23 protein-coding genes are annotated in these 23,877 nt (G+C 58.6%); 9 read left to right on the top strand and 14 right to left on the bottom strand.

Translation table 11 applies throughout. The features are described 5' to 3' along the window. Positions 1-34 precede the first annotated feature (34 nt). A complete protein-coding gene (locus tag B060_RS0110585; RefSeq protein WP_236621559.1) occupies positions 35-610 on the bottom strand; it encodes a flavin reductase family protein in 576 nt (191 codons plus the stop codon). A 32-nt stretch (positions 611-642) separates the two neighbouring features. After that, positions 643-1,917, bottom strand: coding sequence for a type III PLP-dependent enzyme (locus B060_RS0110580; RefSeq protein WP_018081757.1), 1,275 nt, complete (start codon positions 1,915-1,917; stop codon positions 643-645). Positions 1,918-2,280: 363 nt separating this feature from the next. Between B060_RS0110580 and B060_RS24240 the strand changes: the two genes are divergently transcribed. From B060_RS24240 to phnD, 3 genes are all read left to right on the top strand, one after another. Continuing rightward, positions 2,281-3,090, top strand: coding sequence for a helix-turn-helix domain-containing protein (locus B060_RS24240; RefSeq protein ID WP_018081756.1), 810 nt, complete (start codon positions 2,281-2,283; stop codon positions 3,088-3,090). 69 nt (positions 3,091-3,159) lie between these two features. Continuing rightward, positions 3,160-4,269, top strand: coding sequence for a serine hydrolase domain-containing protein (locus B060_RS0110570; RefSeq protein WP_018081755.1), 1,110 nt, complete (start codon positions 3,160-3,162; stop codon positions 4,267-4,269). A gap of 112 nt (positions 4,270-4,381) precedes the next feature. Further along, on the top strand, positions 4,382-5,434 hold the full coding sequence (gene phnD / locus B060_RS0110565) for a phosphate/phosphite/phosphonate ABC transporter substrate-binding protein (protein ID WP_026172744.1): 1,053 nt from the start codon (positions 4,382-4,384) through the stop codon (positions 5,432-5,434). A gap of 42 nt (positions 5,435-5,476) precedes the next feature. On the opposite strand, the gene B060_RS0110560 is transcribed toward phnD, so the two are convergent. Continuing rightward, positions 5,477-6,556 (bottom strand): glycosyltransferase family 4 protein, encoded by a 1,080-nt coding sequence (locus B060_RS0110560; RefSeq protein WP_026172743.1) that lies wholly within the window; start codon positions 6,554-6,556, stop codon positions 5,477-5,479. Between the two features lie 277 nt (positions 6,557-6,833). On the opposite strand from B060_RS0110560, the gene B060_RS0110555 reads away from it, so the two are divergent. From B060_RS0110555 to B060_RS0110545, 3 genes are all read left to right on the top strand, one after another. Next, the gene (locus B060_RS0110555; protein WP_018081752.1) at positions 6,834-7,508 is read left to right on the top strand and encodes a TetR/AcrR family transcriptional regulator; all 675 of its coding nucleotides are present in this window, start codon (positions 6,834-6,836) and stop codon (positions 7,506-7,508) included. A gap of 81 nt (positions 7,509-7,589) precedes the next feature. Next, positions 7,590-7,967 carry an aspartate 1-decarboxylase gene (gene panD / locus B060_RS0110550; RefSeq protein WP_018081751.1) on the top strand — a complete coding sequence of 126 codons (378 nt, stop codon included), beginning with the start codon at positions 7,590-7,592 and terminating at the stop codon, positions 7,965-7,967. Positions 7,968-8,264: 297 nt separating this feature from the next. Further along, on the top strand, positions 8,265-10,094 hold the full coding sequence (locus B060_RS0110545) for a ribonucleoside-diphosphate reductase subunit alpha (protein WP_413783234.1): 1,830 nt from the start codon (positions 8,265-8,267) through the stop codon (positions 10,092-10,094). Positions 10,095-10,227: 133 nt separating this feature from the next. Here B060_RS0110545 and B060_RS0110540 read toward each other — a convergent pair whose 3' ends face one another. From B060_RS0110540 to B060_RS0110495, 10 genes are all read right to left on the bottom strand, one after another. Next, entirely contained in the window at positions 10,228-11,244 is a 1,017-nt protein-coding gene (locus B060_RS0110540) for a type II secretion system F family protein (RefSeq protein ID WP_018081749.1), read from the bottom strand. Between the two features lie 12 nt (positions 11,245-11,256). Continuing rightward, on the bottom strand, positions 11,257-12,258 hold the full coding sequence (locus B060_RS0110535; protein WP_018081748.1) for a type II secretion system F family protein: 1,002 nt from the start codon (positions 12,256-12,258) through the stop codon (positions 11,257-11,259). 84 nt (positions 12,259-12,342) lie between these two features. After that, positions 12,343-13,932, bottom strand: a complete 1,590-nt coding sequence (locus tag B060_RS0110530; RefSeq protein WP_018081747.1) for a TadA family conjugal transfer-associated ATPase — start codon at positions 13,930-13,932, stop codon at positions 12,343-12,345. Between the two features lie 114 nt (positions 13,933-14,046). After that, complete coding sequence (locus B060_RS0110525; protein ID WP_018081746.1) at positions 14,047-15,546, bottom strand: CpaE/TadZ family protein; 1,500 nt, start codon at positions 15,544-15,546, stop codon at positions 14,047-14,049. Between the two features lie 64 nt (positions 15,547-15,610). Beyond that, positions 15,611-16,306 carry a CpaD family pilus assembly protein gene (locus tag B060_RS0110520; protein WP_018081745.1) on the bottom strand — a complete coding sequence of 232 codons (696 nt, stop codon included), beginning with the start codon at positions 16,304-16,306 and terminating at the stop codon, positions 15,611-15,613. A gap of 8 nt (positions 16,307-16,314) precedes the next feature. Further along, positions 16,315-17,862, bottom strand: a complete 1,548-nt coding sequence (locus tag B060_RS0110515; RefSeq protein WP_018081744.1) for a type II and III secretion system protein family protein — start codon at positions 17,860-17,862, stop codon at positions 16,315-16,317. After that, positions 17,859-18,812 carry a Flp pilus assembly protein CpaB gene (gene cpaB / locus B060_RS0110510; RefSeq protein WP_018081743.1) on the bottom strand — a complete coding sequence of 318 codons (954 nt, stop codon included), beginning with the start codon at positions 18,810-18,812 and terminating at the stop codon, positions 17,859-17,861. Before cpaB ends, B060_RS0110515 begins: the two co-directional genes overlap by 4 nt. 209 nt (positions 18,813-19,021) lie before the next feature. Then, positions 19,022-19,528, bottom strand: a complete 507-nt coding sequence (locus tag B060_RS0110505; RefSeq protein WP_051081053.1) for an A24 family peptidase — start codon at positions 19,526-19,528, stop codon at positions 19,022-19,024. Positions 19,529-19,618: 90 nt separating this feature from the next. Further along, positions 19,619-19,813 (bottom strand): Flp family type IVb pilin, encoded by a 195-nt coding sequence (locus B060_RS0110500; protein WP_031220289.1) that lies wholly within the window; start codon positions 19,811-19,813, stop codon positions 19,619-19,621. A 129-nt stretch (positions 19,814-19,942) separates the two neighbouring features. Continuing rightward, a complete protein-coding gene (locus B060_RS0110495) occupies positions 19,943-20,125 on the bottom strand; it encodes a Flp family type IVb pilin (RefSeq protein WP_018081740.1) in 183 nt (60 codons plus the stop codon). Between the two features lie 441 nt (positions 20,126-20,566). On the opposite strand from B060_RS0110495, the gene B060_RS0110490 reads away from it, so the two are divergent. From B060_RS0110490 to B060_RS0110480, 3 genes are all read left to right on the top strand, one after another. Next, positions 20,567-21,028 carry a pilus assembly protein N-terminal domain-containing protein gene (locus B060_RS0110490; protein ID WP_035422946.1) on the top strand — a complete coding sequence of 154 codons (462 nt, stop codon included), beginning with the start codon at positions 20,567-20,569 and terminating at the stop codon, positions 21,026-21,028. Between the two features lie 111 nt (positions 21,029-21,139). Continuing rightward, positions 21,140-21,664: a TadE/TadG family type IV pilus assembly protein gene (locus tag B060_RS0110485; protein WP_018081738.1), complete on the top strand. Its 525-nt coding sequence runs from the start codon at positions 21,140-21,142 to the stop codon at positions 21,662-21,664. Next, complete coding sequence (locus B060_RS0110480) at positions 21,562-22,278, top strand: TadE/TadG family type IV pilus assembly protein (protein ID WP_236621558.1); 717 nt, start codon at positions 21,562-21,564, stop codon at positions 22,276-22,278. The genes B060_RS0110485 and B060_RS0110480 overlap by 103 nt, the downstream gene beginning before the upstream one ends. On the opposite strand, the gene B060_RS0110475 is transcribed toward B060_RS0110480, so the two are convergent. Beyond that, the gene (locus B060_RS0110475) at positions 22,275-23,678 is read right to left on the bottom strand and encodes an anthranilate synthase component I family protein (RefSeq protein WP_018081736.1); all 1,404 of its coding nucleotides are present in this window, start codon (positions 23,676-23,678) and stop codon (positions 22,275-22,277) included. The two genes, B060_RS0110480 and B060_RS0110475, sit on opposite strands and share 4 nt — an antisense overlap. Positions 23,679-23,877: the final 199 nt, after the last annotated feature.

The following is a 23,877-nucleotide window of genomic DNA, read 5'->3' as shown; positions in this document are numbered from 1 at the left end:
TTGACACGTTTCAAGTCCTGCCAGACAGAAAATTTTAGAGCGGGCGCAGCATGACGAATTTGGCGGCTTCGGAGAGGGTGAAGTAGTCACCGGGACCACCGCCGCGCAGGATCGGATCGGCGGCGATCGTCTGATAGACGCCATCGTCAAGCAGGCGATCATCGATATGGACGCAGACCACTTCACCGAAGGTCATGACGGCGGGCGTTTCTGTGCCATCCGCCGCCAGCAGAGGAAATTGCTGGGTCAGGCGGCATTCAAAGCTCACGGGACTTGAGCGCACACGGGGCGGTTTGACGCGGTGTGACGGTATGGCTTCCAGGCCAGCCAAATCGAACTCATCCACCTCCGGCGGCACCATGGCGCATGAGGCATTCATCGCCTCGGCCAGGTCTTTCGTGGCCAGGTTCCAGACAAACTCACCAGTATCGCGTATATTGCGCGCCGTATCCTTCAGGCTGGTCGAAGAAAAGCCAATGATCGGCGGTGTGTAGTTGAAGGCATTGAAGAAGCTGTAGGGCGCCAGATTGCGCTGCCCCTCGGCATTGACCGTCGATATCCACCCGATCGGGCGCGGCCCGACAATCGCGTTAAAAGGGTCATGGCGCAAACCATGACCCTTCGACGGTTCGTAGGAATGAATCAAGCCTTGGCCTTGACGCGCTTTTTGCCGCGCTTGCCGCCCTTCGGACGGTTCAGGCGGACGACCTTGTTGTCTTCGGTATCGAAGACCGAGCGAGGATTGTTGACGCTGCGGGGGCCGAGGCCGAATAGCGACGCCATCGGCGCGTCATCGAGGAAGACGGTTTCGGTTTCGCCATAGCCATTGAAGCGCGTGCCCATGGTGACGCCATAGGCGCCGAGCATGCCGATTTCGACATAATCGCCTTCATTGACGTCAGCCGGCAGCCAGAACGGGCCGGGCATGGAATCGATGGAATCGCAGGTCGGGCCATAGAAGCGGAAGGGCTTCAGTTGCTCGTCATCATGCGTTTCGTCGGGGCGATGCAGGCGCACCGGGAAGGGCCACTTGGCGTGGGTGGCATCGAACAGATTGCCGTAGGAGCCATCGTTGAGATAGAGGGCGTCGCCCTTGCGCAACTCGACCTTGGTCAGGACTGAGGTCGATTCTGCCACCAAGGCGCGGCCGGGTTCGGCCCACAGCTCGGTAGTCTCGTGCACCTTCATCTCGTTGAAGGCGCGATCGATGACATCCATATATTCGGACAGCGCCGGCGGCACCATGCCGGGATAGACCGACGGGAAACCGCCACCGACATCGACAATATCGGCAAAGACACCTGCGCGCACCAGCGACCGCGAGGCGGCGGACATGGCGGCGGCATAGGCGGTCGGGCGCATGCACTGAGAGCCGACGTGGAACGAAATGCCCATCAGGTCCTGCGTGGCCTGGCGCGCGGCCAGCAGCAGCGACGGCGCTTCATGCGTCTGGGCGCCGAATTTGTTGGTCAGCGGCAGGTTCGAGCCTTCGCCGGAGGTGGCTAGGCGTACGATCAGGTTGAGGTCGCGGGCATTGTTGGTCGCGGCCAGGATCTTGGCCAGTTCCTCATGCGTATCGAGCGAAAAGGTGCGAACGCCGAAATCGAAATAAGCTCGCGCGATCGAGACGCGGCTCTTGACCGGGTGCATGAAGGCCAGACGCGCGGCGGGAAGCGTCGAGCGAACCAGCTCGACTTCCTGAATCGACGCGACATCGAACGAGCGAATGCCAGCGGCCCACAGGGTTTCAAGCACCCACACGGACGGATTGGCCTTCACGGCATAGAAGACATCGCCTTTAAAATTGGCTCTGAACCATTGCGCGGCAACTGTTACGGGCGCGCGTCGCACGAGGGCGACGGGACGTTCCGGAGGCTGCTTGCGGACCAGGTCCAGGGCTGATTGGTAGTTTTCCACCAGACACACCCTTAGATACGTTAAACCCAGACCGGCGTTAGCAGCGATGCCTGAGCCTCAATCTCTCTAAAGATACAACATCTTTGCGAAAGAAATGAGGCAGGACCATTTGAACTCGGGGTCCGCCGGAAGTGAGGCGTAAAATAGTGATTTAGTTTCCGATGTAAAGGGGTAATTTCAGCATGGTTTTCCACAGGGCCATATGTAGCATGGTTATAATTTAATGTTGATTTAAATCAGCATGTTAAACTTTATGTCTAGTCGTGGTAAATCCTCTTTAACGCTCTAAATTGAGCGTTGCGTGGCAGCCGGTTTTGACGGCTAACTGCGTACACGACTGCGTAAAGTTAGGAGGGGGATGGTATGGCAGGTTTTCAGTCTGGAGACTTTTACGGCGCCAGCGCGTTCGGGCGCAGGTTGCCCGGTCTTGGGCTGGCGCATATCAACGCCACCATTCCTGAGCATGAGGTGAGGGAGCACAGCCACGAAGGCGCGCACTTCGTGCTGGCGACGCGCGGCCGTTATATCTCGACCGCAGCCGATTGCGACGATCATGAAGGACCGGTGCTGATCTATAATCCGCCGGATATCGTTCATCGTGATCGTTTCGCCGCCGGCAACGAGGGCCGGGACTGGTTTTTCGCCCTCAGTTTCGATAGCGATCTGTGGGCCGAGGTGACGAGCGACGCTACACTTCCGACCTATGCGCGTGGCCTTTCCGACATGGCGATTTTGCGCGCCACGATGAGGCTTCTGCGCGCCGCCGGCGGTGACGCGACAAGGCTCGATCTCGAAACCTTGGCGCTGGAACTGGTCGCAGGGGCCGCACAGCCTCACAGGCTGTCCAACCTTTATCCCTCGTGGCTTGACGGTGCGCGCAGCTTCATTGCCGACCACGCCTTCGACGATATAGGCGTGGCGGATGTCGCCGAAGCGGCGGGCGTCCATCGCGTCTATCTGGCGCGGCAGTATCGTCGCTGGCTGGGTTGCTCACCGGGCGATGATTTGCGCCGCCGCAGGGTTGATCGCGCTACGCACCTGATGATGACCGGAAAGGCGCCCTTAAGCGACATCGCACTTGCTGCCGGTTTCTGCGATCAGAGCCATCTTAACCGCGTCTTTGCCACCCATTGGGGCATGTCGCCGGCACAATTCCAGCGTCTGACGCGCTAACCGGTTGCAAACGTCCAAGATTGTCTCGTGGCATCCGTATACAAGGGCGGCTTGTCATCGGAGTTATCTATGTCCCGTCTGTTTGCCGCTGTGTTGTCTTTGTCGTTTGTATTGTCCTCTCCGGTCGCCGCTCAAAACAAGAGCCCTAAAAACGATTGGCCGGTCGCCGCACCCGCCTCGCAGGGTTTGTCGCCCGATAAGCTGGCGGCCATGTCGGCCGCCATCCGCAAGGGTGACTATCAGCAGATTACAAGCGTGCTGATTGCCCGCCATGGCCAGCTTGTTTTTGAGGACTACTACGATGATCGGGGTGCGGATGGTGTGCGCAACACCCGCTCCGCTACCAAGACAGTGACCGGGATGCTGGCCGGCGCGGCCATAGCGCGCGGCGACATTCCCGCGATCACCACGCCGATCCTGCCCTATCTGGCCGATAAGCAGCCCCTGGAAAATGCTGACCCGCGAAAAGGCAAGATCACGGTTGAGGATCTGCTGACCATGAGTTCCCTGCTGGAATGCGACGATGAAAACCAGTTTTCACGCGGCAATGAGGAGCGCATGTACCTGATCGAGGATTGGGTGAAGTTCTATCTCGATTTGCCGGTCAAGGGGTTTCCCGCCTGGGTGCCAAAGCCGGCGGAGTCGCCGTACGGCAGGTCCTTTGCCTATTGCACGGCGGGCGTTACCACGCTTGGCGCCGTTATCCAGCGCGCCACCAAAACCCCCTTGCCCGATTATGCCCGCAAGGTTTTGTTCGCGCCCTTGGGCATTGAGACTGCGGAATGGCAGTTTTCACCGCTGGGGCAGGCGCAAGGTGGTGGCGGACTGGGCTTGAAAAGCCGTGACCTGCTCAAGCTCGGTCAGCTTTATGCCAATGGCGGCACATGGGGCGGGCAGCAGATTATTCCTGCCGCCTGGGTGAAGGCATCGGTTTCGCCGCAGGCTCAGGTCGATGATACGCGCAACTATGGTTATCTTTTGTGGCTTTATCCCTATGCCCATAAGGGCGTGTCACATCCGTCATGGCAGATGGCCGGCACCGGAGGCAACAAGGTGGTCGCTATTCCGGATCTGGATATGGTCATCACAATCACGACCACCAATTATGGCGTCCGGAATCCGCACGTCATCAGCGATAAGCTGATCAGTGACGTCATACTGGACGCTGTCGAACCCTGATAAATGTCGCCTGCGACACCAAAGCGGTTGCCAAGCCCCTGAAATCCCCCATATGATTTCGATGGGTGGTATTTGGGAACCAAATCTGGCAATGCCAAATCGGGCAACGAGTGTGAAAGCTTTATCACGCAAGGCGTGCGTGGCCGGGCTGTGCGGCATGGCCGCGCTGCTGGCCTTGCCGGCCTGTGAGCGCTTTGGCAACGGCATTACGGCCCGTTCCGAAATTGGCTTTTCCATCCCGACCGCTGAAAAAACGCCAGAGACCAAGGCCGAGACCGAGGCGCGTTGGGCGCCGTTGCTGGCCGATCTGGCCAAACAGACCGGCCTGACCATCAAGGCCGTCTATGCCGATGATTATGAGGCGCAACGCGGCGCCTTTCAGGGCCGTAAGGTGCAGGCCGGCTGGTTTGAAAACCTGTCGGGCGCCGAGGCGGTGACGCAGGAACATGGCGAGGTGTTCGCCGCAGTCGAAGGCGTCGATGCGCTGCAAAGCCTGATCATCGTGCCGGTGGAATCGAAACTCACCCCTGCCGACCTTTTGAAGTGCGACAAGCGCCTGAGCCTGGCCCTGGGCGATACGCCCTCGACCTTCGATACGCCGCTGTATACTCTGTTTCAACCTGCCAAGGTCGATCCTGAAACCTGCTTCAAAGCGACCCGTGAGACGGGGCCGGACAAGGCGATCGCCGGGGTGCTCAAGGGGACCCTCAGTGCCGCTGCCATCGATTCCGCCCACCTGCTCAAGGTGCAGCAAGGCGACGCGGAAACCTTTAAAAAGCTCAAGGTGATATGGGCCTCCGAGCCTTTGGCGGAAGACGTGCTGATCTATCGTGAGGATCTCGATCCGGTTACCAAGGAAAAGCTGCGCTCGTTTTTCCTGAGCTACGGTCGTGCGCCGGGTGCGGAAGGTGATCGTCAGCGCGCCGTGCTGAGCCGGCTGGGTTTTGCGGGCTTCTCGCCGGAAGATGATGGCCATTTCGTACCCATCCGGCTGATGCGGGCGTCGGTTGAGCTTATGAAGGCTGAACGTGGCGGCAAGGCGCATGACATTGAGACGGCGCGCCAAAACCTCAGCGATATTCAGGCCGAACAGCGAGCGCTCGACGCCAAAACGGCGCCGCAACTGCTGGCAGATCCGGAAGCGCCGGCCAGTTCGGCAAAATAACCGCCAAGGCCCGCTCGAATCCCTTCGAGGCAAGACATTAAATCAGGCCGTTTCTTTTTTCTTGCGACGCATCTTGCGCGGAAGTTGGCGCAGCTTGGTCCAAAGTTTCGTTTTGGCCGGTTCGGGATAGGGTTCGAGATTGCGCAGGAACTCTTCTGCGCAGGCCCGCCACGAGAACTTCTCGGCATAGGCCCGCACGTTCTTGCGATCGATCTTGAGCGCTTCTTCGATGGCGACTTTCAGGTCATCATTGATCGCGCCGGCGCCGGAGCCAGGAATGATATCGATGGGGCCGTGCGCCGGGAAGGCCGCGACCGGCGTGCCGGTAGCCATGGCCTCTGTGATCACCAGGCCGAAGGTGTCGGTCAGCGACGGGAAGACGAAGACGTCGGAATCGCAATAGTAGCGCGCCAGATCATCGCCGAACTGCGGACCGGCGAAAACGGCATCAGGGTACTTTTCCTTCAGTTCTTCCAGTTGCGGCCCCTTGCCGACCAGCACCTTGGTGCCGGGCATGTCGAGCTTGAGGAAGGCTTCCAGGTTCTTTTCGATGGCGATGCGGCCGACATAGGTCATGATCGGGCGCGGCAGGTCGCCATTGATTGGCTCAAGGCCAGGACGGAACATCTCGGTATCGACACCGCGCGTCCACGGCGAGATATTGACGAAGCCGCGCGCTTCCAGATCCTTTTGCAGGGTTGGCGTCGCCACCATCACGCGGCCCGACGGCTTGTGGAACCAGCGCATGAAGGCATAGCCGACGCTCAGGGGCACCGGCAGGCGGGCACTGACATATTCGGGAAACTTGGTATGATAGCTGGTGGTGAAGGGCAGCTTGAATTCCTGGCAGACGCGCCGTGCCGCCAGACCGACGAAGCCTTCGGTGGCGATATGTATGGCGTCGGGCTCATAATCGAGCATGATGCCGCGCACTTCCTCATAGCAGCCAAGCGCCAGCTTGACCTCGGGATAATCAGGCCATGACACGGTCTTGAATTGGTTATAGTCGATGATGTGGAACTCATGACCGAGCTTTTCACATTCCTCGATGGTGCGGCGCAACGTCGTCACCACGCCATTGACCTGAGGTTCCCATGCGTCGGTTGCCAGCAAGATACGCAAATTCATAGTCCCTTAGGCGTGATGATAGCTTTAAATCTCCATGCCCTATTTCATTGAGGCTTGGCAAGCGCCACATATAAGGACACAGCCTTTGCGCAAGTTGCCTTGCGGGATTCGCTTTTTGCGATGCACAAAACGTTCAGGGTGTACGAATTGCGAAGTCATTTTTCGGTTGCGCCTTGCTGAAAGGATGAAAATCCTTTATTTTTAAGTCAGGAATGCCGACCTTTACGTCTATCAGAACAAACGGCGTGAAACAGGGCGTAATGAAAGCACGATGACCGACCGACCCAAGCCTACGCAACTGCGGGATAAAGCCGCCCCTGTCAAAGATGGCGGCGCCAAGGATACGCCCAAATCGCGGCGCACCCGCGTGCAAATTCTGGAAACGGCGATGCGCCTGTTTGCCGAGCTGGGGTATGATCGTGCCGGCAATGCCGCCATCGCCGAGGCCTGCGGTCTGACCCGTGGCGCCATGCTGTATCACTTCCCTACCCGTGAAGATCTGGTCGAAGCCGCCGCCTGGCATATCCATGCGGCGCGTGAAGTCGCTTTTGAGGCCGAGGCCAAGAAACTGAAGCCCGATCAGGACGCGCTCGATGGCGCGATAGAGGCCTATTGGCGCTTGCTTAGTTCGGTGCCGTTTGCAGCCTTCCTGGCGTTAGAGCGCGCCGCGCGTCAGGATGTCGATGTCGCCAAGGCTATCCGCCCGGCGCAGGAAGCCTTCGATAACGCCGCCATGGGGCGCGCCACGCCGGGCTTCATCATGGCCGGCAACGATGCACGCTTTCAGGCCAGCCGCGATCTGGCGCGTTTCGCGCTAGACGGTATGCACCGCGCCGCGCTGACCTATGAGAATGACGCGCGCATCGAGAATGTCCTGACCGTGATCAAACGCGCTGTCCATATGCTCAACCGCAAGGGCGACGTCACGGATTTGTGGGGCGACTGATCGCTGCATCTGTCTTCCGGGTGGACGGCGCCGGCTAACAAACGTAAAGAGGCAGCCCCCTTCCTTTTGTGAGTATTCCGCATGCGTCACGTTCTCCGCTCCAAGATCCATAACGCTTATGTCACCGAGGCCAACCTGGCCTATATCGGCTCGATCACCATCGACGAAGACCTGATGGATGCCGTGGGACTATGGGAAGGCGAGCGCGTGCTGGTGGTCTCCAACACATCGGGCCACCGTCTCGAGACCTATGTCATCACCGGCGAACGCGGTTCGGGCACTATCGCCATGAACGGGGCGGCGGCGCACCTGATCAATGAGTCGGAACAGATCATCATCATGGGTTTTGAGCTGACCGACACACCGATTATCCCCAGTGTTGTGCTCGTTGACCGGCACAATAAACTTGACCGCTATCTGTCCGAAACGCCGTCCACGATTCTTGCACAGGAATCGTGATTGAGGCGAAAAAGTGTCGCACCGATACAAGCCCTTGAGCGGTATAGGGAAAGCGGAATTTTAACCCCTCATTAACGAAAAAGTTCGCCAAAACATCGACTTGATCCTTGACGAAAACTCTGGCCTATGGCCCCTTATATAGACGGGCGGGGCGGCGCACACACTAGATATAGTTGTTCGCGTCTCCCATATGGGTAGTCTCCGGGTACGGAGCGATTTTGAGATTTAAGGGTTTAGTAGACGATGTCAGCGAACGAAGCAGTCAAGCGTGAAACAGGTGCCTCCAACTCCCACCGCATGGCGGTCCGCCCGAAGGAGCGCACGGAGTTCAAGCTGGTCACCAAGGTCGTCACCGACCCTGCGCGCGATTCGCTGCTGACCGATTTTGGCAAGACCACGCTCGACGACCGTTATCTGATGCCGGGCGAAACCTATCAGGACATGTTTGCCCGCGTCGCCACCACCTATGCCGACGATGCCGACCATGCCCAGCGCATCTACGACTACATCTCGCGCCTGTGGTTCATGCCCGCCACGCCCGTTCTCTCGAATGGCGGCGCCAAGCGCGGCCTGCCCATCTCCTGCTTCCTCAACGCCGTGCCCGATAATCTCGAAGGCATCGTGTCGATCTGGAACGAAAACGTTGCTCTTGCCTCGAACGGCGGCGGCATCGGCACCTACTGGGGCGGCGTCCGCTCGATCGGTGAAAAGGTCAAGGGCGCCGGTCAGACCTCCGGTATCATCCCCTTCATCCGCGTCATGGATTCGCTGACCCTCGCCATTTCGCAAGGTTCGCTTCGCCGCGGTTCGGCCGCCGTCTACATCGACGTCTTCCACCCTGAAATCGAAGAGTTCCTCGAAATCCGCAAGGCTTCGGGCGACTTCAATCGCAAATCGCTGAATCTCCACCACGGCATTGGCATCACCGACGAGTTCATGGAAGCCGTGCGCGACGGTACGCCGTTCGGCCTGCGTTCGCCCAAGAACGACGAAATCGTGCGCTTCATCGATGCCCGCTCGTTGTGGCAGAAGATCCTCGAGATCCGTCTGCAAACCGGCGAGCCCTATCTGATCTTCTCCGATACGGTCAACCGCGCTATGCCGGCGCACCAGCGCGAACTGGGCCTGAAGGTCCGTCAGTCGAACCTGTGCTCGGAAATCATGCTGCACACCGGCGTCGATCACCTCGGCAAGGACCGCACCGCCGTGTGCTGCCTGTCGTCGGTCAATGCCGAGACCTTCCTGGAATGGCGCGATCAGCCGGGCTTCATCGAAGACATCATGCGCTTCCTCGATAACGTGCTGGAAGATTTCATCCAGTGCGCGCCGGGTTCGATGGATAACGCCGTCTATTCCGCCATCCGTGAGCGTTCGGTCGGCCTCGGCCTGATGGGCTTCCATTCCTTCCTGCAATCGCAGAATGTGGCGTTTGAATCGGCCATGGCCAAATCGTGGAACATGCGCCTCTTCAAGCACCTGCGCCGCGAAGCCGACAAGGCCTCGGTCAAGCTGGCCGAAGAGCGTGGCCCTTGCGAGGATGCCGCCGAGCGTGGCGTCATGGAGCGCTTCTCGCACAAGCTGGCCATCGCCCCAACCGCTTCGATCTCGATCATCTGCGGCGGCACCTCTGCCGGCATCGAGCCGATCCCGGCCAATATCTATACCCACAAGACCCTGTCAGGCTCCTTCGCCGTCAAGAACCCGTATCTGGTCAAGCTGCTCGAAGACAAGGGCCAGAACACCACCGATATCTGGAACTCGATCGTCGAGCACGAAGGTTCGGTCCAGCACCTCGATTTCCTCGACGAAGGTGAAAAGGGCGTGTTCAAGACCGCGTTCGAACTCGACCAGCGCTGGGTTATCGAACTGGCTGCCGATCGCACGCCGGAAATCTGCCAGTCGCAGTCGCTGAACGTCTTCCTGCCCGGCGACGTCGATAAGTGGGATCTCCACATGCTGCACTGGACCGCCTGGGAACAGGGCGTGAAATCGCTCTATTACCTGCGCTCAAAGTCGGTGCAGCGCGCGGCCTTCGCCGGCTCGGAAGCGGTTGATCAGAATGCGATCGCCGCGGACATCATGAGCACGCCGAAGACGGACTATGAAGAGTGCCTCGCCTGTCAATAGGCTGAATTTTCTGATACTTTAAGAAATTAAGGTGGTGAGCTCAGGCTCTCCACCTTTTTTTTTGCGCCAAGCCCTATTAGGAAAATATCACCGCTGAAACGTCGACCAAATAACAAGGCGTAGTCTGCCTCGGCTACTTTTCAGTCGGCTTTACATTGACGATGGGCGTTGATGAATCCTTTTTCTGCATGTCACCGATGCGCAGGATAACCGGCCCCAGGATAACCAGGAACAGAACGGGCAGGAAGAAGACGATCATGGGGACGGTAAGCTGCGCCGGCAGGGCGGCGGCCTTCTTTTCGGCGGCGGACAGGCGCATCTCGCGGTTTTCCTTGGCCATGACGCGCAGGGCGGTGCCAAGTGGCGTGCCGTATTTTTCCGCCTGGATCATGGCGGTGCAGACCGCCTTGATGCCGGGGTGATTGGTGCGCTTGGCAAGGCCGTCATAGGCCTGGCGGCGTTCCGGCAAATAGGACAGTTCTGCAACCAGAAGCGAAAGTTCCTCCGCCAGTTCTATGGACGAAGGGCCCATTTCCGCAGCGACCTTTTGCAGGGCCGTTTCGATCGACATGCCGGCCTCAACCGAGATCAGCAGCAGGTCCAGCGAGTCCGGGAAGGCGGACATGATGGAAAGGCGCCGCTTGCTGGCCTTGTTTTTGATGTAGATGTTGGGGGCGTAATAGCCGGCCACAAAGGCGCCAACGGTGATCAGCATCTTGATCTGAAAAGAGTAATGCCCGACATCGACAATGAACATTTCAAACGCGGCGACGGCGCCCAGAACGAACGGCATGGCAAGGCGAAAGAAATAAAAGGTCGAGACCGGCTTAGGGCCGCGATAGCCTGCCATGGCCAGGTTATCGACCACCTTCGGATCTTCCAGCAGCTTTTTCAGGTTCAGCTTTTCGACGAGAGCGCGGTAAGGGCTGGTGTCGGTATGACGCAGGCCATGACTGCCGGCCGCCACACCTTGTCGCGACAGGCGGCGCAGTTCATCGCGGCGGGTGGCCACCGCCTTCATGCGCTTGTCGAGTTGCTCCCCCGACATCAGGCTCTGGCCAAGCGTGACGACCGTAAAGAAAACGAGCAACGCCACGCCACCGGCGATCAGGTTGCTGGGGTTCATGACAAAGGCGGCGAAATCCTGCATGTGCGGCCTTCCCTAGAACTTGAAGTTGATCATTTTGCGCATCATCATGATGCCGAAGAACATCCATAAAGCGCCGCCCAGCAGCATCAACTGACCACGCACATCCGTGAACATGATGGCGAGGTAAGTCGGTCGTGTGATCGAGATCATGGCGCCCACACCCGGAGGCAAAACGCCGATGATCGAGGCCGAGGCAATGGCTTCTGACGACAGCGCCTTGATCTTTTCACGCATCATCTTGCGGGCGCGCAGCACGGTCGACAAATTGCCCAGGGCTTCGGACAGGTTGCCACCTGTCTTGGCTTGAATCGCAATGACGATGGTGAAAAAGCGCAGTTCCGGTGCGGGCATGTGCTCGCTCATTTTTTCCAGCGCGCCATCCAGCGACATGCCGACGGCGACGTTTTCAATCAGCCGCTGGAACTCAGGACCGAGCGGTGCCGCGCATTCCTTGGCGACCAGTTTCAGGCCGTCATTGACCGGCAGGCCGGACTTGATACCGCGCACGATAATGTCCATGGCATTGGGAAATTCTTCGGTGAATTTTTTGATGCGACCGGCTGCCATAAAGCCCAGCACCCAACGCGGCAGGCCGTAGCAGCCGACCGCAGCAGCGCCCGCAGCAACGCCAAGGCGGCCAAGGAACGGCATCTGATTGAGTAACAGGAGGGGAATGACAAAGGCGACAGCGCCGACAATGCCGCTGTAGATCCAGAACTGCGTCGTGTTGGGCGTCAGACCGGCATGCAGCATGCGGGCGCGCAGGGTCAGACGCGCCTTGCGCTCACGCTTTTCAGCCTCTTTAAGCTGTTCGGTGATCTGCTTGCGGCGTTCTTCCGGTGTCTTGGCGGCATTCTTCTGACGTTTGGTGCGCGTATTGGTGCCAAGGCCAATGGTTTGTGTGCGCTTGGTGAGCGCGGCTGAGCCGCCGCCACTGCCGCCGCCGGTAAAGGCGAAGCCGAGGCTGGCGATGATCACAAAGCCCAGAAAGGCGATCAGGAGGGTCGTTAACATGTGAGCACGCTCCCGCTGGCGCTGCTTGAGCGCGATTGGGAGCCCGGAGCGCTTCGCGCGGTCGAGGGCTCAGGACGTTCTGGCTTATTCGCTGGCATCGAGGGCCTCCGCCAGTTCGCGCTCAAGGCCGTAATACTTGGCGCGGTCCCAGAAGCGCGGGCGACCAATGCCGGTGGAGCGGTGACGACCGATGATCTTGCCTTGCTTGTCTTCGCCTTCCATCTCGTAGATAAAGAGATCCTGGGTCACGATCACATCGCCTTCGAGGCCCAGCACTTCGGTGACGTGGGTGATGCGGCGCGAACCATCACGCAGGCGGGCGGCCTGAACGATGATGTCGATCGAACCAACGATCATTTCGCGGATGGTGCGCGACGGCAAACCGTAGCCCCCCATGGTGATCATCGATTCCAGACGCGACACGGCTTCGCGCGGCGAGTTGGCGTGGAGCGTGCCCATCGAGCCATCGTGGCCCGTGTTCATGGCCTGCAGCAGGTCGAAGGCTTCCGGTCCGCGGACTTCGCCGACGATGATACGTTCGGGGCGCATACGCAGACAGTTCTTGACCAGATCGCGCATGGTGATCGTGCCCTGGCCTTCAAGGTTGGGCGGGCGCGTTTCCAGGCGGACGACATGCGGCTGCTGAAGTTGCAGTTCGGCGGCGTCTTCACAGGTGATGACGCGCTCTGTCGGGTCGATAAAGGCCGTGAGGGTGTTGAGAAGGGTGGTCTTGCCGGAGCCCGTACCGCCCGAAATCAGGATATTACAGCGCGAGGCGCCGATAACGCCGAGCACACGCGCACCTTCGGGGCTGATGGAGCCGAACTCCACCAGGTTGCGCATGGTGAGCTTGTCTTTTTTAAACTTACGAATGGTGAGCGTAGGGCCATCGAGCGCCAGCGGGGGGGCGATAACGTTGACGCGCGAACCATCGGGTAAGCGGGCGTCGCAGACCGGTGAGCTTTCATCGACGCGGCGGCCGACCTGGCTGACGATGCGCTGGCAGATGTTCATAAGCTGCTGGTTATCGCGGAAGCGGACATTGGTGAGTTGCACCTTGCCGCCGACTTCGATGAAGACACGCGATGCGCCATTGACCATGATGTCGGCGATATCGTCGCGCGCCAGCAGGGGCTCCAGCGGGCCATAACCCAGCACATCGTTGATGATGTCCTGAACCAGGTTGTCCTGTTCGACCACCGACATCGATACGTTCTTGATCGCCACCAGTTCGGCAACGATATCGCGGATTTCTTCCGAAGCCGCCTTATGATCGAGCGAGGCCAACTGGCTCAGATCAATGGTGTTCAAAAGGGCGTTGAAGATCGCGGTCTTGGTGGCGTGATAATAGTCTGACTGTTCGCGGACGATCTCGGTGACCGCCTGCGCCTGGTTCATCTGCTCAAGGCCCTGGGCCAGCTTAGCCTTGGCGGCTGCGGGGGCTGCTGCAGCCTTGTTGCTGCCACCGACGCGCTTTTCCTGGCTGAGTTCGGGCAGGGCGGTGCGGAGGGTGCCGGTATTCTGGGCTGACGCCTTGCCGTCAAGGGTCTGAGGACGGGTGGCGATATCAGAATTCGCAGAAGCGGGTGGTGGTGCGCCGCCGCTTTTCTTGCTCAGGGCCTGTGCGCGCTCTTCGGCGCCACGGGCAGCGTCCTGAAATCCGGGCGCACTCATGCCCGCCGTCTGCGAACCGCCGGAAGCTGGGGCGGCCGCTGGGGGGGCGGGTTTGGAGCTTAAGCTCCGATTCTCTTGTGCCGTCGGACGTTTGCCAAACACGTTGTGTGTGCCTTACTTCTTGAACAGGTTGGCCAGGAACGATGAGGACTTCTTGGTCTTCGGTTCCGGGTTACGGCCAGAGATATGCGAGGTCAGTTGCACCAGGCTTTCGGCCACCTTGCTGGTGGGGCCGCATTCCGCGATCATCTGGCCGTTATTGGAGGCCTGACCGAAGAGTTTGGCGTCAAAGGGGATAAGGGCGGCGGGCTCAACACCAAGTGCTGCGGTGAAATCCTTGACCGGAATTTCCGGGCGGCCTGGCATATCCATCTGGTTCAGCACCAGTTTTGGCGCCGAGTCATTCGGACGGTACGGTTTGAGCAGGTCGATGATGTTCTTGGCGTTGCGCAAGGACGCAAGGTCAGGTGTCGCCACGATCACCACCACGTCGGCAGCGATCAGGTTTGACTTCAGCCACGGCGTCCAGACGTGTGGCAGGTCCATGACGATAAAAGGGGCGGCGGAGCGAATCTTGCGCGTCACCTCGTCATAGGTTTCCTGATCGGCGGTATAGTCCTGATCAAGCGCTGCCGGCGAGGAGAACAGCGACAGGCGCTCGGTGCACTTGGTCAGCATGCGGTCGAGCAGAACGCTGTCGAGGCGGTCGGGCTCGTTGAGTGCGTCGGCCATACCCTGCAGCGGGTCCTGGTTGAAATCGAGGCCAGCGGTGCCGAACGGCAGATCATAATCGACGATGACCGTGTTCGACTGCATGTGTTCGGACAGGTTATAGGCGAAGTTGTGCGCGATCGACGATGAGCCCGCGCCGCCGCGCGCGCCGACAAAGGCGATGGTGCGGCCAACAAACGGTGTTTCCGGATCGTTGAACAGGCCAGCAATCGTCTTGATCAGTTGCATCGGCTGGACCGGGCTGACCATATATTCGCTTACGCCCTGGCGAATCAATTCCCGATAAAGGGAAATGTCGTTATGCGCCCCGACCACGACCACCTTGGTATTGGCGTCGCAGACTTCGGCAAGTTGTCCAAGCTGGTCGAGCAGGTCGCGGCCATGGGCTTTGCTTTCGACAAAGATCAGTGACGGCGTCGGTTCATGGCGATAGGTTTCGATGGCTTCCATGATGCCGCCGCGCTTGACGAGGCACTGGGCGCGTGACATGCGGCGATCCAGCGCTGCCGTATCGCAAGCGGCCAGCGAGGTTTCATTATCCGGGAAGAAATGGATGGCGATGCGCGGAATCGAAATCGCGCCGATATCCTCATGACTGGCCATGGCGGCGTGAAGACCGAGATCCCTTTGAGCAAGATCGCGCGGTGTCGATTCGCGTTGTGGCGGTGGCGTGAACGCCTGGCGTTGCGCCGGCGCGTCGAAAGCATCGGGCTCGTCGAAATCATCAGCGAAAGGATCACGCGCAGGGGCATCCGCCGCATAAGGATTATCCAGGCTGGCGAAGTCGTCCTCGACAGCCATCTTGGCCTTGTAATCGACGAACTCGTCGTCCAGATCATCCAGGCTGTCGAACGGATCGTTATGTTTGGCGGGGTTTGCCATGGGTTGCCTTGTTTGCCAGTAATTTTAACAGAGCCGGTTTTACGGCAGGTAAGCGAATAGCGACCTATTTGATAGCGTTGGAGATTGATCCCTTGGCGCCATCATCGGTCGCTGAAGATGTCTTTTCACCCTTTTGGTACTTGGTGATAACGTCCGCCTTGCGTGTCGTATCGACGGCTGTCGCCGTCGCAGGATGGTCAAGATCACGTGGATCGGCGATCATGGCAGCCATGTTGGAATTGATCGCGCAGCCGAAGTTCTTATAGGGCTTGTTATCGCGCGTGGCAGTGATGTTTTCCCACGTCTCATTACAGGCATAGGTGCGCGCCCGGTAATAGACCGTGTTGATGGTGACGATATCAGCCGGTTGTTCCTGAAGACTGACCTGACTCAGAGTGTCGTCGCTGACGGCGCGATCAGAAAGATAACCACTGATCATGCGTCCGGTCGATATGGCACGCGGGTCGCTGCTGGTGACAATCTCGACATTGACCGGCTCGCCGTTGATCCAGTTGGCCTTGGCGGCCACCAGATCCAGCGCCGTGCGCTGGTTGGCGGACAGGCCATTTGGATTAATGCGCAGGCTGATCGACTTGGTCATCGACTGGGCCTGCAGCGGGAACTGCTCGGTGGCCAGGACAGGGTCATCAAGTTTGGCCACCTTCCCGCTACCCGTCGTGGCGCAGGCGTTTAAGGTGAGCGCGGCGATCATTGCCAGCGCCAAATGTGAAACCAGGGTGTGTGACGGATGTGCGGTCATGACTCGTCCTATTCAATCACATAGCCGATGGGTGCGGCGTAAGGTGCAGATGGTGATGAGGGCTCGGAAGCCGTATCGCCGGTCTTCTCCTTGATGACGCGGTTGAGATTACCCATGAAAACCGTGTTCATGTCGGACGCGATCTGCAGATTATCGGCCGGCGTCTGGAAGGCGTCAGGGTGCGCCGGATCAACGATGTAAGGCGTGACCATCACCACCATCTCGGTTTCATCCTGCAGGAAGTCACGCGAACGGAACAAAGCGCCCAAAACGGGCAGGGTGGTGAGCCCCGGCAGGCTGTCGATGGACTGCTTGTATTTTGATTGCAGCAGACCGGCGATCATCAGCGATGATCCGGACTGCATTTCCACGCTGGTCTCGGCGCGGCGTACGGTCAGGCCGGGGATGGTCAGAGAGCTGGTCATCTGCAGCGCGCCGACGTTGGTCAGTTCCGACACTTCGGTGGAAATCTTGAGATTGATGCGGCCACTCGACAGCACGACGGGTGTGAAGCCCAGGCCGACACCGAAGGGCTTGAATTCAATCGAAACGCGGCCCTGATCGTCCTGTCCGGACGGGACAGGGAATTCGCCACCCGCCAGGAACTTGGCTGATTCACCCGACACGGCGGTCAGGTTGGGCTCAGCCAGGGTGCGCGCCAGACCGACGCGCTCGAAGGCCTGAAGGCACGTCTTGTTCGATGTGCCATAGGAAGCGGTGCCGCTGTTGGTTATGGTATTGGTGCCTCCGGGCCCTGCGGCGGTGCCGGTGGTCGTGGTGTTTGTGCCGTCAAATTTGGCGGTTCCGGCCTGCGTATAACACGCACCCTTACTGCCCTGGAAAGCGCCATTGGTGCTGAACTGGCCACCATTGCCGTAGCTGTAGGATTGCGTACCATAGCTATAGGTAATGTCCGTAGACAGCCCCAATTGCTTGATCATTGAGCGGTTGACTTCGACGATGCGCACCTTGAGCATCACCTGATCCTTGCCGGCGATGCTGATGAGGTTGAGCACATTTTCTGGCTTATCAGCGAAGCTGGCCGCCAGACGGCCGATCTGCGCGGCTTCGCCGTCGTTGCGCGTCATGCCCGACAAGATGATATGGCCGTTCGCACTCTGCACGTCGATACGGCTATCAGGGAAGAGGCGATGAATAGTGTCGCTCAGTTCGTCCGTCGCCGCGTCAACACGAATCGACAGGTTGAGGATCTGGCGGCCCATGCCGTCGAAAAAGATGGCGTCGGATTGTCCGGGAGCGACGCCCAGCACAAAGATGCGGCGTGGCGTGCGCAAAACCGCATCGGCCACGACCGGATTGGAGACGAAGACATCCGCGGCATCCACCGGCAGGTCGATCACGGCAGACCGCCCCTTGGGCAGGTTCATGACCTGTGTCTTGACCGGCGCGTTTTGCGTATGAACAATAAGACCAGCGCCGCTGTAAGGCACAGGTTCTGCAGATGTCATGTCTGCGCCAAAGGCCGCAATGGCCAGGAGTGCGGCGCCGGATGCGCCCGCGAAACGCACGCGAAGGGAGGGAAGCTGTGATCTCATCGTGACACCATCACTTCTGTGGTCTGGCCGGGGCGGAAAACACGGACCGTCTGATCGCCCGCGCCAGTAGGGGCGGCGGAGACGGCGCCTGAGGGGCCACCAGCATCGGCATAGGAGCGCAGCATCAGCGACAGGGTGCCTGAGGCCTTGGCGAGTGTGACGATCTGGCCATCGGCGGGTGCGACTTCCAGTGTGGCCGTGGCGCCGATAACGCTTTGCTTGCCTTCTTCGGCGGCGACCTGCTGGTCGATGGCCAGCACGCGAATATTGCGCAGCACCGGCTGAACCGAGTCGACCGCCGGTCCGCCGTTGGCCGAGGGCCGCTGGTGGGTGACAAGGATGTCGACGCGGTCACCGGGCAGAATAAAGCCGCCAGCGGTATTATCGACACTCACCGGGACGGCGAGGGCGCGCATGCCAGGGCTTAACATGACAGCCATGAAGCCCCCCTCATCGGCGCGCACGATCTTGGCGTCGATGATAGGCTCGTTGGCGAGAATGTTTTCGCGCACAACTCCACCGACATAGGCTTCCTTGGTGGGCGAAGGGGCGACCTTGTCGGTCACGGCCTGTACGATGTCGTTTGTCTTCTTGGCGACGGCCTGTCCCTTGGGCGCGTCACCTTTGACCGCGGCGTCTTCAGTTCCCGCGGCGGGCGCACCGGCCGGCGTGGTCGCGGCAAGGACTGTGCCGCCTTCGACGATATAGGCAGGGTTGAGCGTGCTGACCGGCCAGTCCTGCCACATCAGGTCGGCATCAGCGATACGGGTGCCAGCGGGCAGATCGTGCGCGGCGACCAGAACTCGGGTTGTCGGCTGAGGCGGCGGCGCCTGAACCGATGCGGCGGCTTCATGTGAGCCCTTGCCGGCGATCATGCCCCGCACCAGAAAGGCCAGAATCAGCGCTGCGACAGCCGCAAGGCCGAAAACGGCATATCGTGACGTCTTCATCTACCCAAATTCCCCTGAATAACCTGGTCCGCGGCGCACATGACCGCTGACAAACCAAATCAGTTTGATCCTCTTGATTAGGGAATCTTCGCTTAAGGTTAGTTAACGTCGCGCTAAAGAAGCGTTTACGGGGGTTAAATTCGTCAGTTTCATCGGGATTGGGACGAAAGCTGCGCTAAACGCAGCTTTTTGTGCCGGGCGTATGATGATCAGGGTCTTAAGATTATCAGGAAATCGCTCTGCCAGATGGCGGTGATGCCGCCGGCGCAGATGGCGATTCCGTAGGGAATGTCGCCCTTGGGCTCAAAATGACGGCCGAGCCACGGCGGCATTTTCGGGCCATGAATGGAGAAAAACTGACGTATGGCCATGATGCTCAGCGTCAGGGCGCCACCGAAGAGTGCCGTGTAGAGGAAGAGCGCGACAAAGCCATCCCAGCCCAGCCAAAGAGCTGATGCCGCCAGCAGTTTGGCGTCGCCACCGCCCATAAAGCGCAGTGCGAAAAAAATCATGCCGAGGACGAGGCCAGCCAGACCCAAGCCTATGTGGATTCCCCAACCGGCGAGGCTGAGATGTGTTAACAACGCAACGGGCACGAAGGCAACCGCCAGCCCCAGGGTCAGGCGGTTCGGGATGGTCATGGTGGTCAGATCGGAAATGGCCGCCCAGAACAGGCAGAGCGGATAGATTTGCGCGAACAGCACGGCGATGGACACGGACGACAAGCCTCGATCATGATTAACGTGGAGCCGTTCGTAGCAGAGCGAAAGTTAAGGATGTGCTTATCTTAGCGAGCATTGCTTGGATTACATCACTTTATCAATTTCATCTGAAATGCGCTGGAACATAGCGGTGGTGCTATCACCAAAGGCAGAACAGGCTGTCACGATGGTGAGAAACATGATGGCAGCGATCAAGCCGTATTCAATGACGGTCGCGCCACTTTGGTCTTTCCAAAAGCGGTCAAGTCTCGCTAGGCTCAATCCTGATCGCCTGAACATGTTGATTTCCGCGAAGGTGGAATTTGAAAGAAGAACAGGCCGCAAGGTGCCCAAGAGTTTAGCGGGCAGCTTTGCGGCCTGTGTCAGTTTCAGTCGCTAAGGACCGTCATCTATATCTAGATCAGATGACTATTTTTTCAAGTTGGCTGCGTCCAGATCAGTTGCAACCCTGTTGAAGGTGCCGGTGAGGCTGGTGCTGACGGTGCCGAGGATCGAGATCAGGGCAACGGCGATCAGGGCGGCGATCAGGCCGTATTCAATAGCCGTGGCGCCGGATTCGTCGGAAGCGAATTGGTTGAAGAACTTGGTCATGTGATTTTCTCCTGGATGAATTAATAGTAAGCAAGTGAACCTTTTTCGCATCGGGTTACCGAGTAAACGGCTCATTTGCTCCCGAACACGAGGTAAATTTACAACCTCATGATTAAAACCAAGTAAACATCAAAATAAAAACGAAAATAATCTATAGTTAATCTTTTGTTACTATTAATTTCAGTTAACGTTAATTGTTTTTAATCGTGTTTATCGTTGTATTAAGGCGTATTTTTGTTATTAATATTGTGTTTAACAAATTTAAAGATTTGTTATTTACAGTCTTTCCTAACCGACCCCTCAGCACTGCGCTTTATAAAGTATGCAGGGCATGGCGCAGGCGTGACGTGATCCGGCTCTTTTGTGTGCCCTTTGCGCTCTATAAGGCGTGCTGCCGGCGTTGAGGGAAACTTGGATATGAGGCTTAGGATGAGCAAACACATGACTATGAAACTGATCAGCGTTCTGGCTTTCGCGCTTGCATCCCTGTCCGCCACATCGGCAATGGCCGCCCCGAGCATGGTGGTGGAAAAGAACCACTCGCAGCGCCTGGCGCTATCCGGATCTGCCGGCGCCGTGATCGTCGCCAACCCCGACATCGCCGATGTCACCATCATCGACTCGCGCACCGTCTACATAATGGGCAAGGGCTTTGGCAACAGTCAGGTTACCATCACCGATCGCAGCGGGCGCGTTCTGTTCGATGGCGAGATTGTCGTGACCGCCGGAAAGAAGGGGGCCATTACAGTCTATAAGGGCCTGAAACCCTCTTTGATGGTTTGCTCAAACGTCTGTATTTCTGAAGATGCGACGACCACCAATTCCGGCAACGGCACGCCGCCGATTGTTTTCAGCGCCGCGCCGGACACGTCTGGCGCGCCCGCTATTATGCAGGTTCAGTAAGGGCCTTATTATAAAGACCAGGTTCTTAGTCTGAATGACTGAGCCTTAACGGACTATTGACTTCAGTTGTATAGAGTGATCGCCAGCTTGGGAATAAGGGCGCGATATCACATGCTGGCAAGGTTGGCCGCTTTCAGAAAATGGAAAACCGATTCACGTGGCGCCGCTGCCCTGGAGTTCGCGCTTGTGGCCGGTCCACTGATCTTTATGATCTGTGCCTGTATCGAACTGGCCATGATCATCCTGTTGTCGGTTACGCTTGATAACGCGACTGATATGGCTTCGCGCCAAATTCGCACAGGTACGATTCCGGCGACGACCACGGTTGACGATTTCAAGGATCTTGTCTGCGCCAACATGGCGTTGATGAGCGGCAGATGTAAGTCCAGCCTGCGCATAGATGTGCGGAAATTTGATAGTTTTGCCCTGGTGGCAACGGCGCCGCCGCCCGTCGTTGACGGCAGATGGAGCTTTGGCGAGACGTGCGAGATAGGCGCGGGATCCCAGATTCAGATGGCGCGTGTCTATTATGAATGGCCGATGTTCACACCTCTGTTGCAAGAGGCTTTCACGAGCCTCAGCAACAAGGATATCATCATCACCTCGACCGTCATTTTCAGAAACGAGCCCTTCTGATGATCTCGCTTTCCAGACTTAAAAAGGTAATGACGCTCAAGGCCTTTGGCCGGACATTTATCCGCGACAGGGGCGGGGTGTCGACGATCGAATTTGCGTTTGTGGCCCCCATCCTCATCCTGGCCTATCTCGGCATGGCTGATCTGACCTTGGGCATGATGGCGTCACGCCGCACCTCACACCTGGCCGCGACGATCGGTGACCTGGCGGCGCAATCCGAAACCCTGACGACCGCCAATATTACTGACCTGTGGGCGATCGCCAACAGCATGATGCAGCCTTTTCCGACGCTTCCGGTTTCTACGGATGACAAGACATCGCTCAAACTTCGTATTACCTCGGTCACCATGACAGCTACCGGCCCTGTTGTCGGTTGTAGCAAGGCGTCAAATTGGATGCCTCTGACAAAAAATGATCAGGAAATCAAAAACATCACCACCGCGCAGATAGCCGTGGGCGAAAGTCTGATGGTCACAGATGTCGAATATACCTATGAATCGCCAATAAAACTGGACTTATACGCGTTCGTTAAGGACGGTTCGATCTTTAAAAATACCTTCTACCACCATCCACGCAATGGTGCCGCGGTGGTGTTTTCGCCCTGCTCACCCTAGTCCTCCACCACGGTCCTGATTAGCGACAATTTGGTCTCGGTCTCGATACGTTCGCACACCGGTTCGCTGTCGGCGACGATGCCCCCCCCCGCACACGCCCGCACATGCCAGCGCTGGTCATCGTCACGTTCGAGCGCCAGGGTGCGGATCAGCACGCTGGAGTCCATGGCGCCGTTGGCATCGATAAAGAATAGCGACCCGCAATAGGGACCGCGCGCCGCCTCCATCTCGTAAATCACCTTCATGGCCTGCACCTTGGGCGCGCCGGAAATAGACCCAGGCGGGAAGGTGGCGCACAGAACATCGGCCGCCGTTTTGCCGGGGCTTAGACGCGCCGTTACGGTCGAGACAAGATGATGGACATTAGGATAGGATTCGAGTGCATGCAGGGCGGTGACGCTGACGCTGCCGACCTCGGAGACGCGCGACAGATCATGGCGCATCAGATCAACGATCATCAGGTTTTCGGCGCGGTCTTTTTCGCTTAAGGTCAGCTCGGAGGCTAACACTGCGTCTTCATCCGGTGTCTTGCCGCGGGGACGGGTGCCCTTGATCGGCCGGGTCTCCAGATCGCCCGCGCTATCGAGGCGGATATAGCGCTCCGGGCTGTTCGACAGGATGCAGCGTTCGCCCAGGCTCAGAAAACCGCCGAAGGGCGCAGCGCCGGAGGCCTGCAGGGCTGACATCACCTGTCCGGGCGTGACGCCGGCTTTGAGCTTGCCGCTCCAGCCGCGTGCCAGATTGGCCTGGAACAGGTCGCCGGCGTGAATCTGCTGGATCAGCGTCGCCACCTTGTCCTCGTGTACCTCGTCGGGTGTTTCCAGTTGCAGCGGACCGTCGCTGAAAGGCCCGTTGGGCGCCTCGGCAATCGGCGTCACGGCATAGAGATCGGCGAGGGTATCGCGCGCAGCTTCGGCCTCGGCAGGCGTAGAGCCTCGACCGATAGCGCTTAGGGTGTGAGCGTGATGATCGAAGACCAGCACCGCCGGATAGCACAGAGCCACGAGTTCGGGCCACGGCTTGCGGCCTTCGATGCGGAAGGGCCGGCGCTTCATGCCTTCGAGACGCAGACCCAGCTCAAAAGATGCCATACCGACCAGTCCGCCGGTAAAAGGTGGCCAGTTTTCGTGATCTGGCGTGATCGCCGCGTCACTATCGGGCAGAAAGTCCGTCGCCTCGCGCAGAAAATCTGCCGTTTCGCGCGGATCGTCATAGGCGATCTGACCCTGCGCTATCGGTTGCGCCAGCAGGTAACTGTAACGTCCCAAAGGCCCACCATCGGACAGGAAGCCCGCCGCAAAAGCGTGCTCCAGCCAGCCTTGCAGGCGTGCGCCCACCGCCTCATAGGGCTGGGACTTGCGGGTGACATAACGCAGGGAGATAGCCGAAAACGGCAACATTCACAGCAACTTGATTCGATAGTGAAAGCTAAAAGGCTCAGAATGATATCAGGATATAGCCGGTGGCGACAAGCCCGCGTTGAGCAACGCCCGCCCGCATCGACCAATCCTATGGATGGAGGTCCATTGATCTGACTGGAGCGGTTTGCCTGACAGCAATCCGCTCCTTTTGTTTCATTAATATAGCTCAAGCGACGGA

This window comes from Asticcacaulis benevestitus DSM 16100 = ATCC BAA-896, from assembly GCF_000376105.1.
GTDB lineage: Bacteria > Pseudomonadota > Alphaproteobacteria > Caulobacterales > Caulobacteraceae > Asticcacaulis > Asticcacaulis benevestitus.
This window is presented reverse-complemented; position numbering and strand designations above follow the sequence as displayed.

Bases quoted from the DNA above. Each gene is read 5' to 3' on its own strand.
- B060_RS0110555 (WP_018081752.1), top strand. From the start codon at position 6,834: ATGACCGACCGACCCAAGCCTACGCAACTGCGGGATAAAGCCGCCCCT.
- cpaB (WP_018081743.1), bottom strand. From the start codon at position 18,812: ATGAAGACGTCACGATATGCCGTTTTCGGCCTTGCGGCTGTCGCAGCG.
- B060_RS0110500 (WP_031220289.1), bottom strand. From the start codon at position 19,813: ATGTTCAGGCGATCAGGATTGAGCCTAGCGAGACTTGACCGCTTTTGG.
- B060_RS0110495 (WP_018081740.1), bottom strand. From the start codon at position 20,125: ATGACCAAGTTCTTCAACCAATTCGCTTCCGACGAATCCGGCGCCACG.
- B060_RS0110480 (WP_236621558.1), top strand. From the start codon at position 21,562: ATGGCCGATGTTCACACCTCTGTTGCAAGAGGCTTTCACGAGCCTCAG.
- B060_RS24240 (WP_018081756.1), top strand. From the start codon at position 2,281: ATGGCAGGTTTTCAGTCTGGAGACTTTTACGGCGCCAGCGCGTTCGGG.
- B060_RS0110485 (WP_018081738.1), top strand. From the start codon at position 21,140: ATGCTGGCAAGGTTGGCCGCTTTCAGAAAATGGAAAACCGATTCACGT.
- B060_RS0110535 (WP_018081748.1), bottom strand. From the start codon at position 12,258: ATGTTAACGACCCTCCTGATCGCCTTTCTGGGCTTTGTGATCATCGCC.
- B060_RS0110490 (WP_035422946.1), top strand. From the start codon at position 20,567: ATGACTATGAAACTGATCAGCGTTCTGGCTTTCGCGCTTGCATCCCTG.
- B060_RS0110545 (WP_413783234.1), top strand. From the start codon at position 8,265: ATGGCGGTCCGCCCGAAGGAGCGCACGGAGTTCAAGCTGGTCACCAAG.
- B060_RS0110520 (WP_018081745.1), bottom strand. From the start codon at position 16,306: ATGACCGCACATCCGTCACACACCCTGGTTTCACATTTGGCGCTGGCA.
- B060_RS0110530 (WP_018081747.1), bottom strand. From the start codon at position 13,932: ATGAGTGCGCCCGGATTTCAGGACGCTGCCCGTGGCGCCGAAGAGCGC.
- B060_RS0110515 (WP_018081744.1), bottom strand. From the start codon at position 17,862: ATGAGATCACAGCTTCCCTCCCTTCGCGTGCGTTTCGCGGGCGCATCC.
- B060_RS0110525 (WP_018081746.1), bottom strand. From the start codon at position 15,546: ATGGCAAACCCCGCCAAACATAACGATCCGTTCGACAGCCTGGATGAT.
- panD (WP_018081751.1), top strand. From the start codon at position 7,590: ATGCGTCACGTTCTCCGCTCCAAGATCCATAACGCTTATGTCACCGAG.
- B060_RS0110570 (WP_018081755.1), top strand. From the start codon at position 3,160: ATGTCCCGTCTGTTTGCCGCTGTGTTGTCTTTGTCGTTTGTATTGTCC.
- B060_RS0110540 (WP_018081749.1), bottom strand. From the start codon at position 11,244: ATGCAGGATTTCGCCGCCTTTGTCATGAACCCCAGCAACCTGATCGCC.
- B060_RS0110475 (WP_018081736.1), bottom strand. From the start codon at position 23,678: ATGTTGCCGTTTTCGGCTATCTCCCTGCGTTATGTCACCCGCAAGTCC.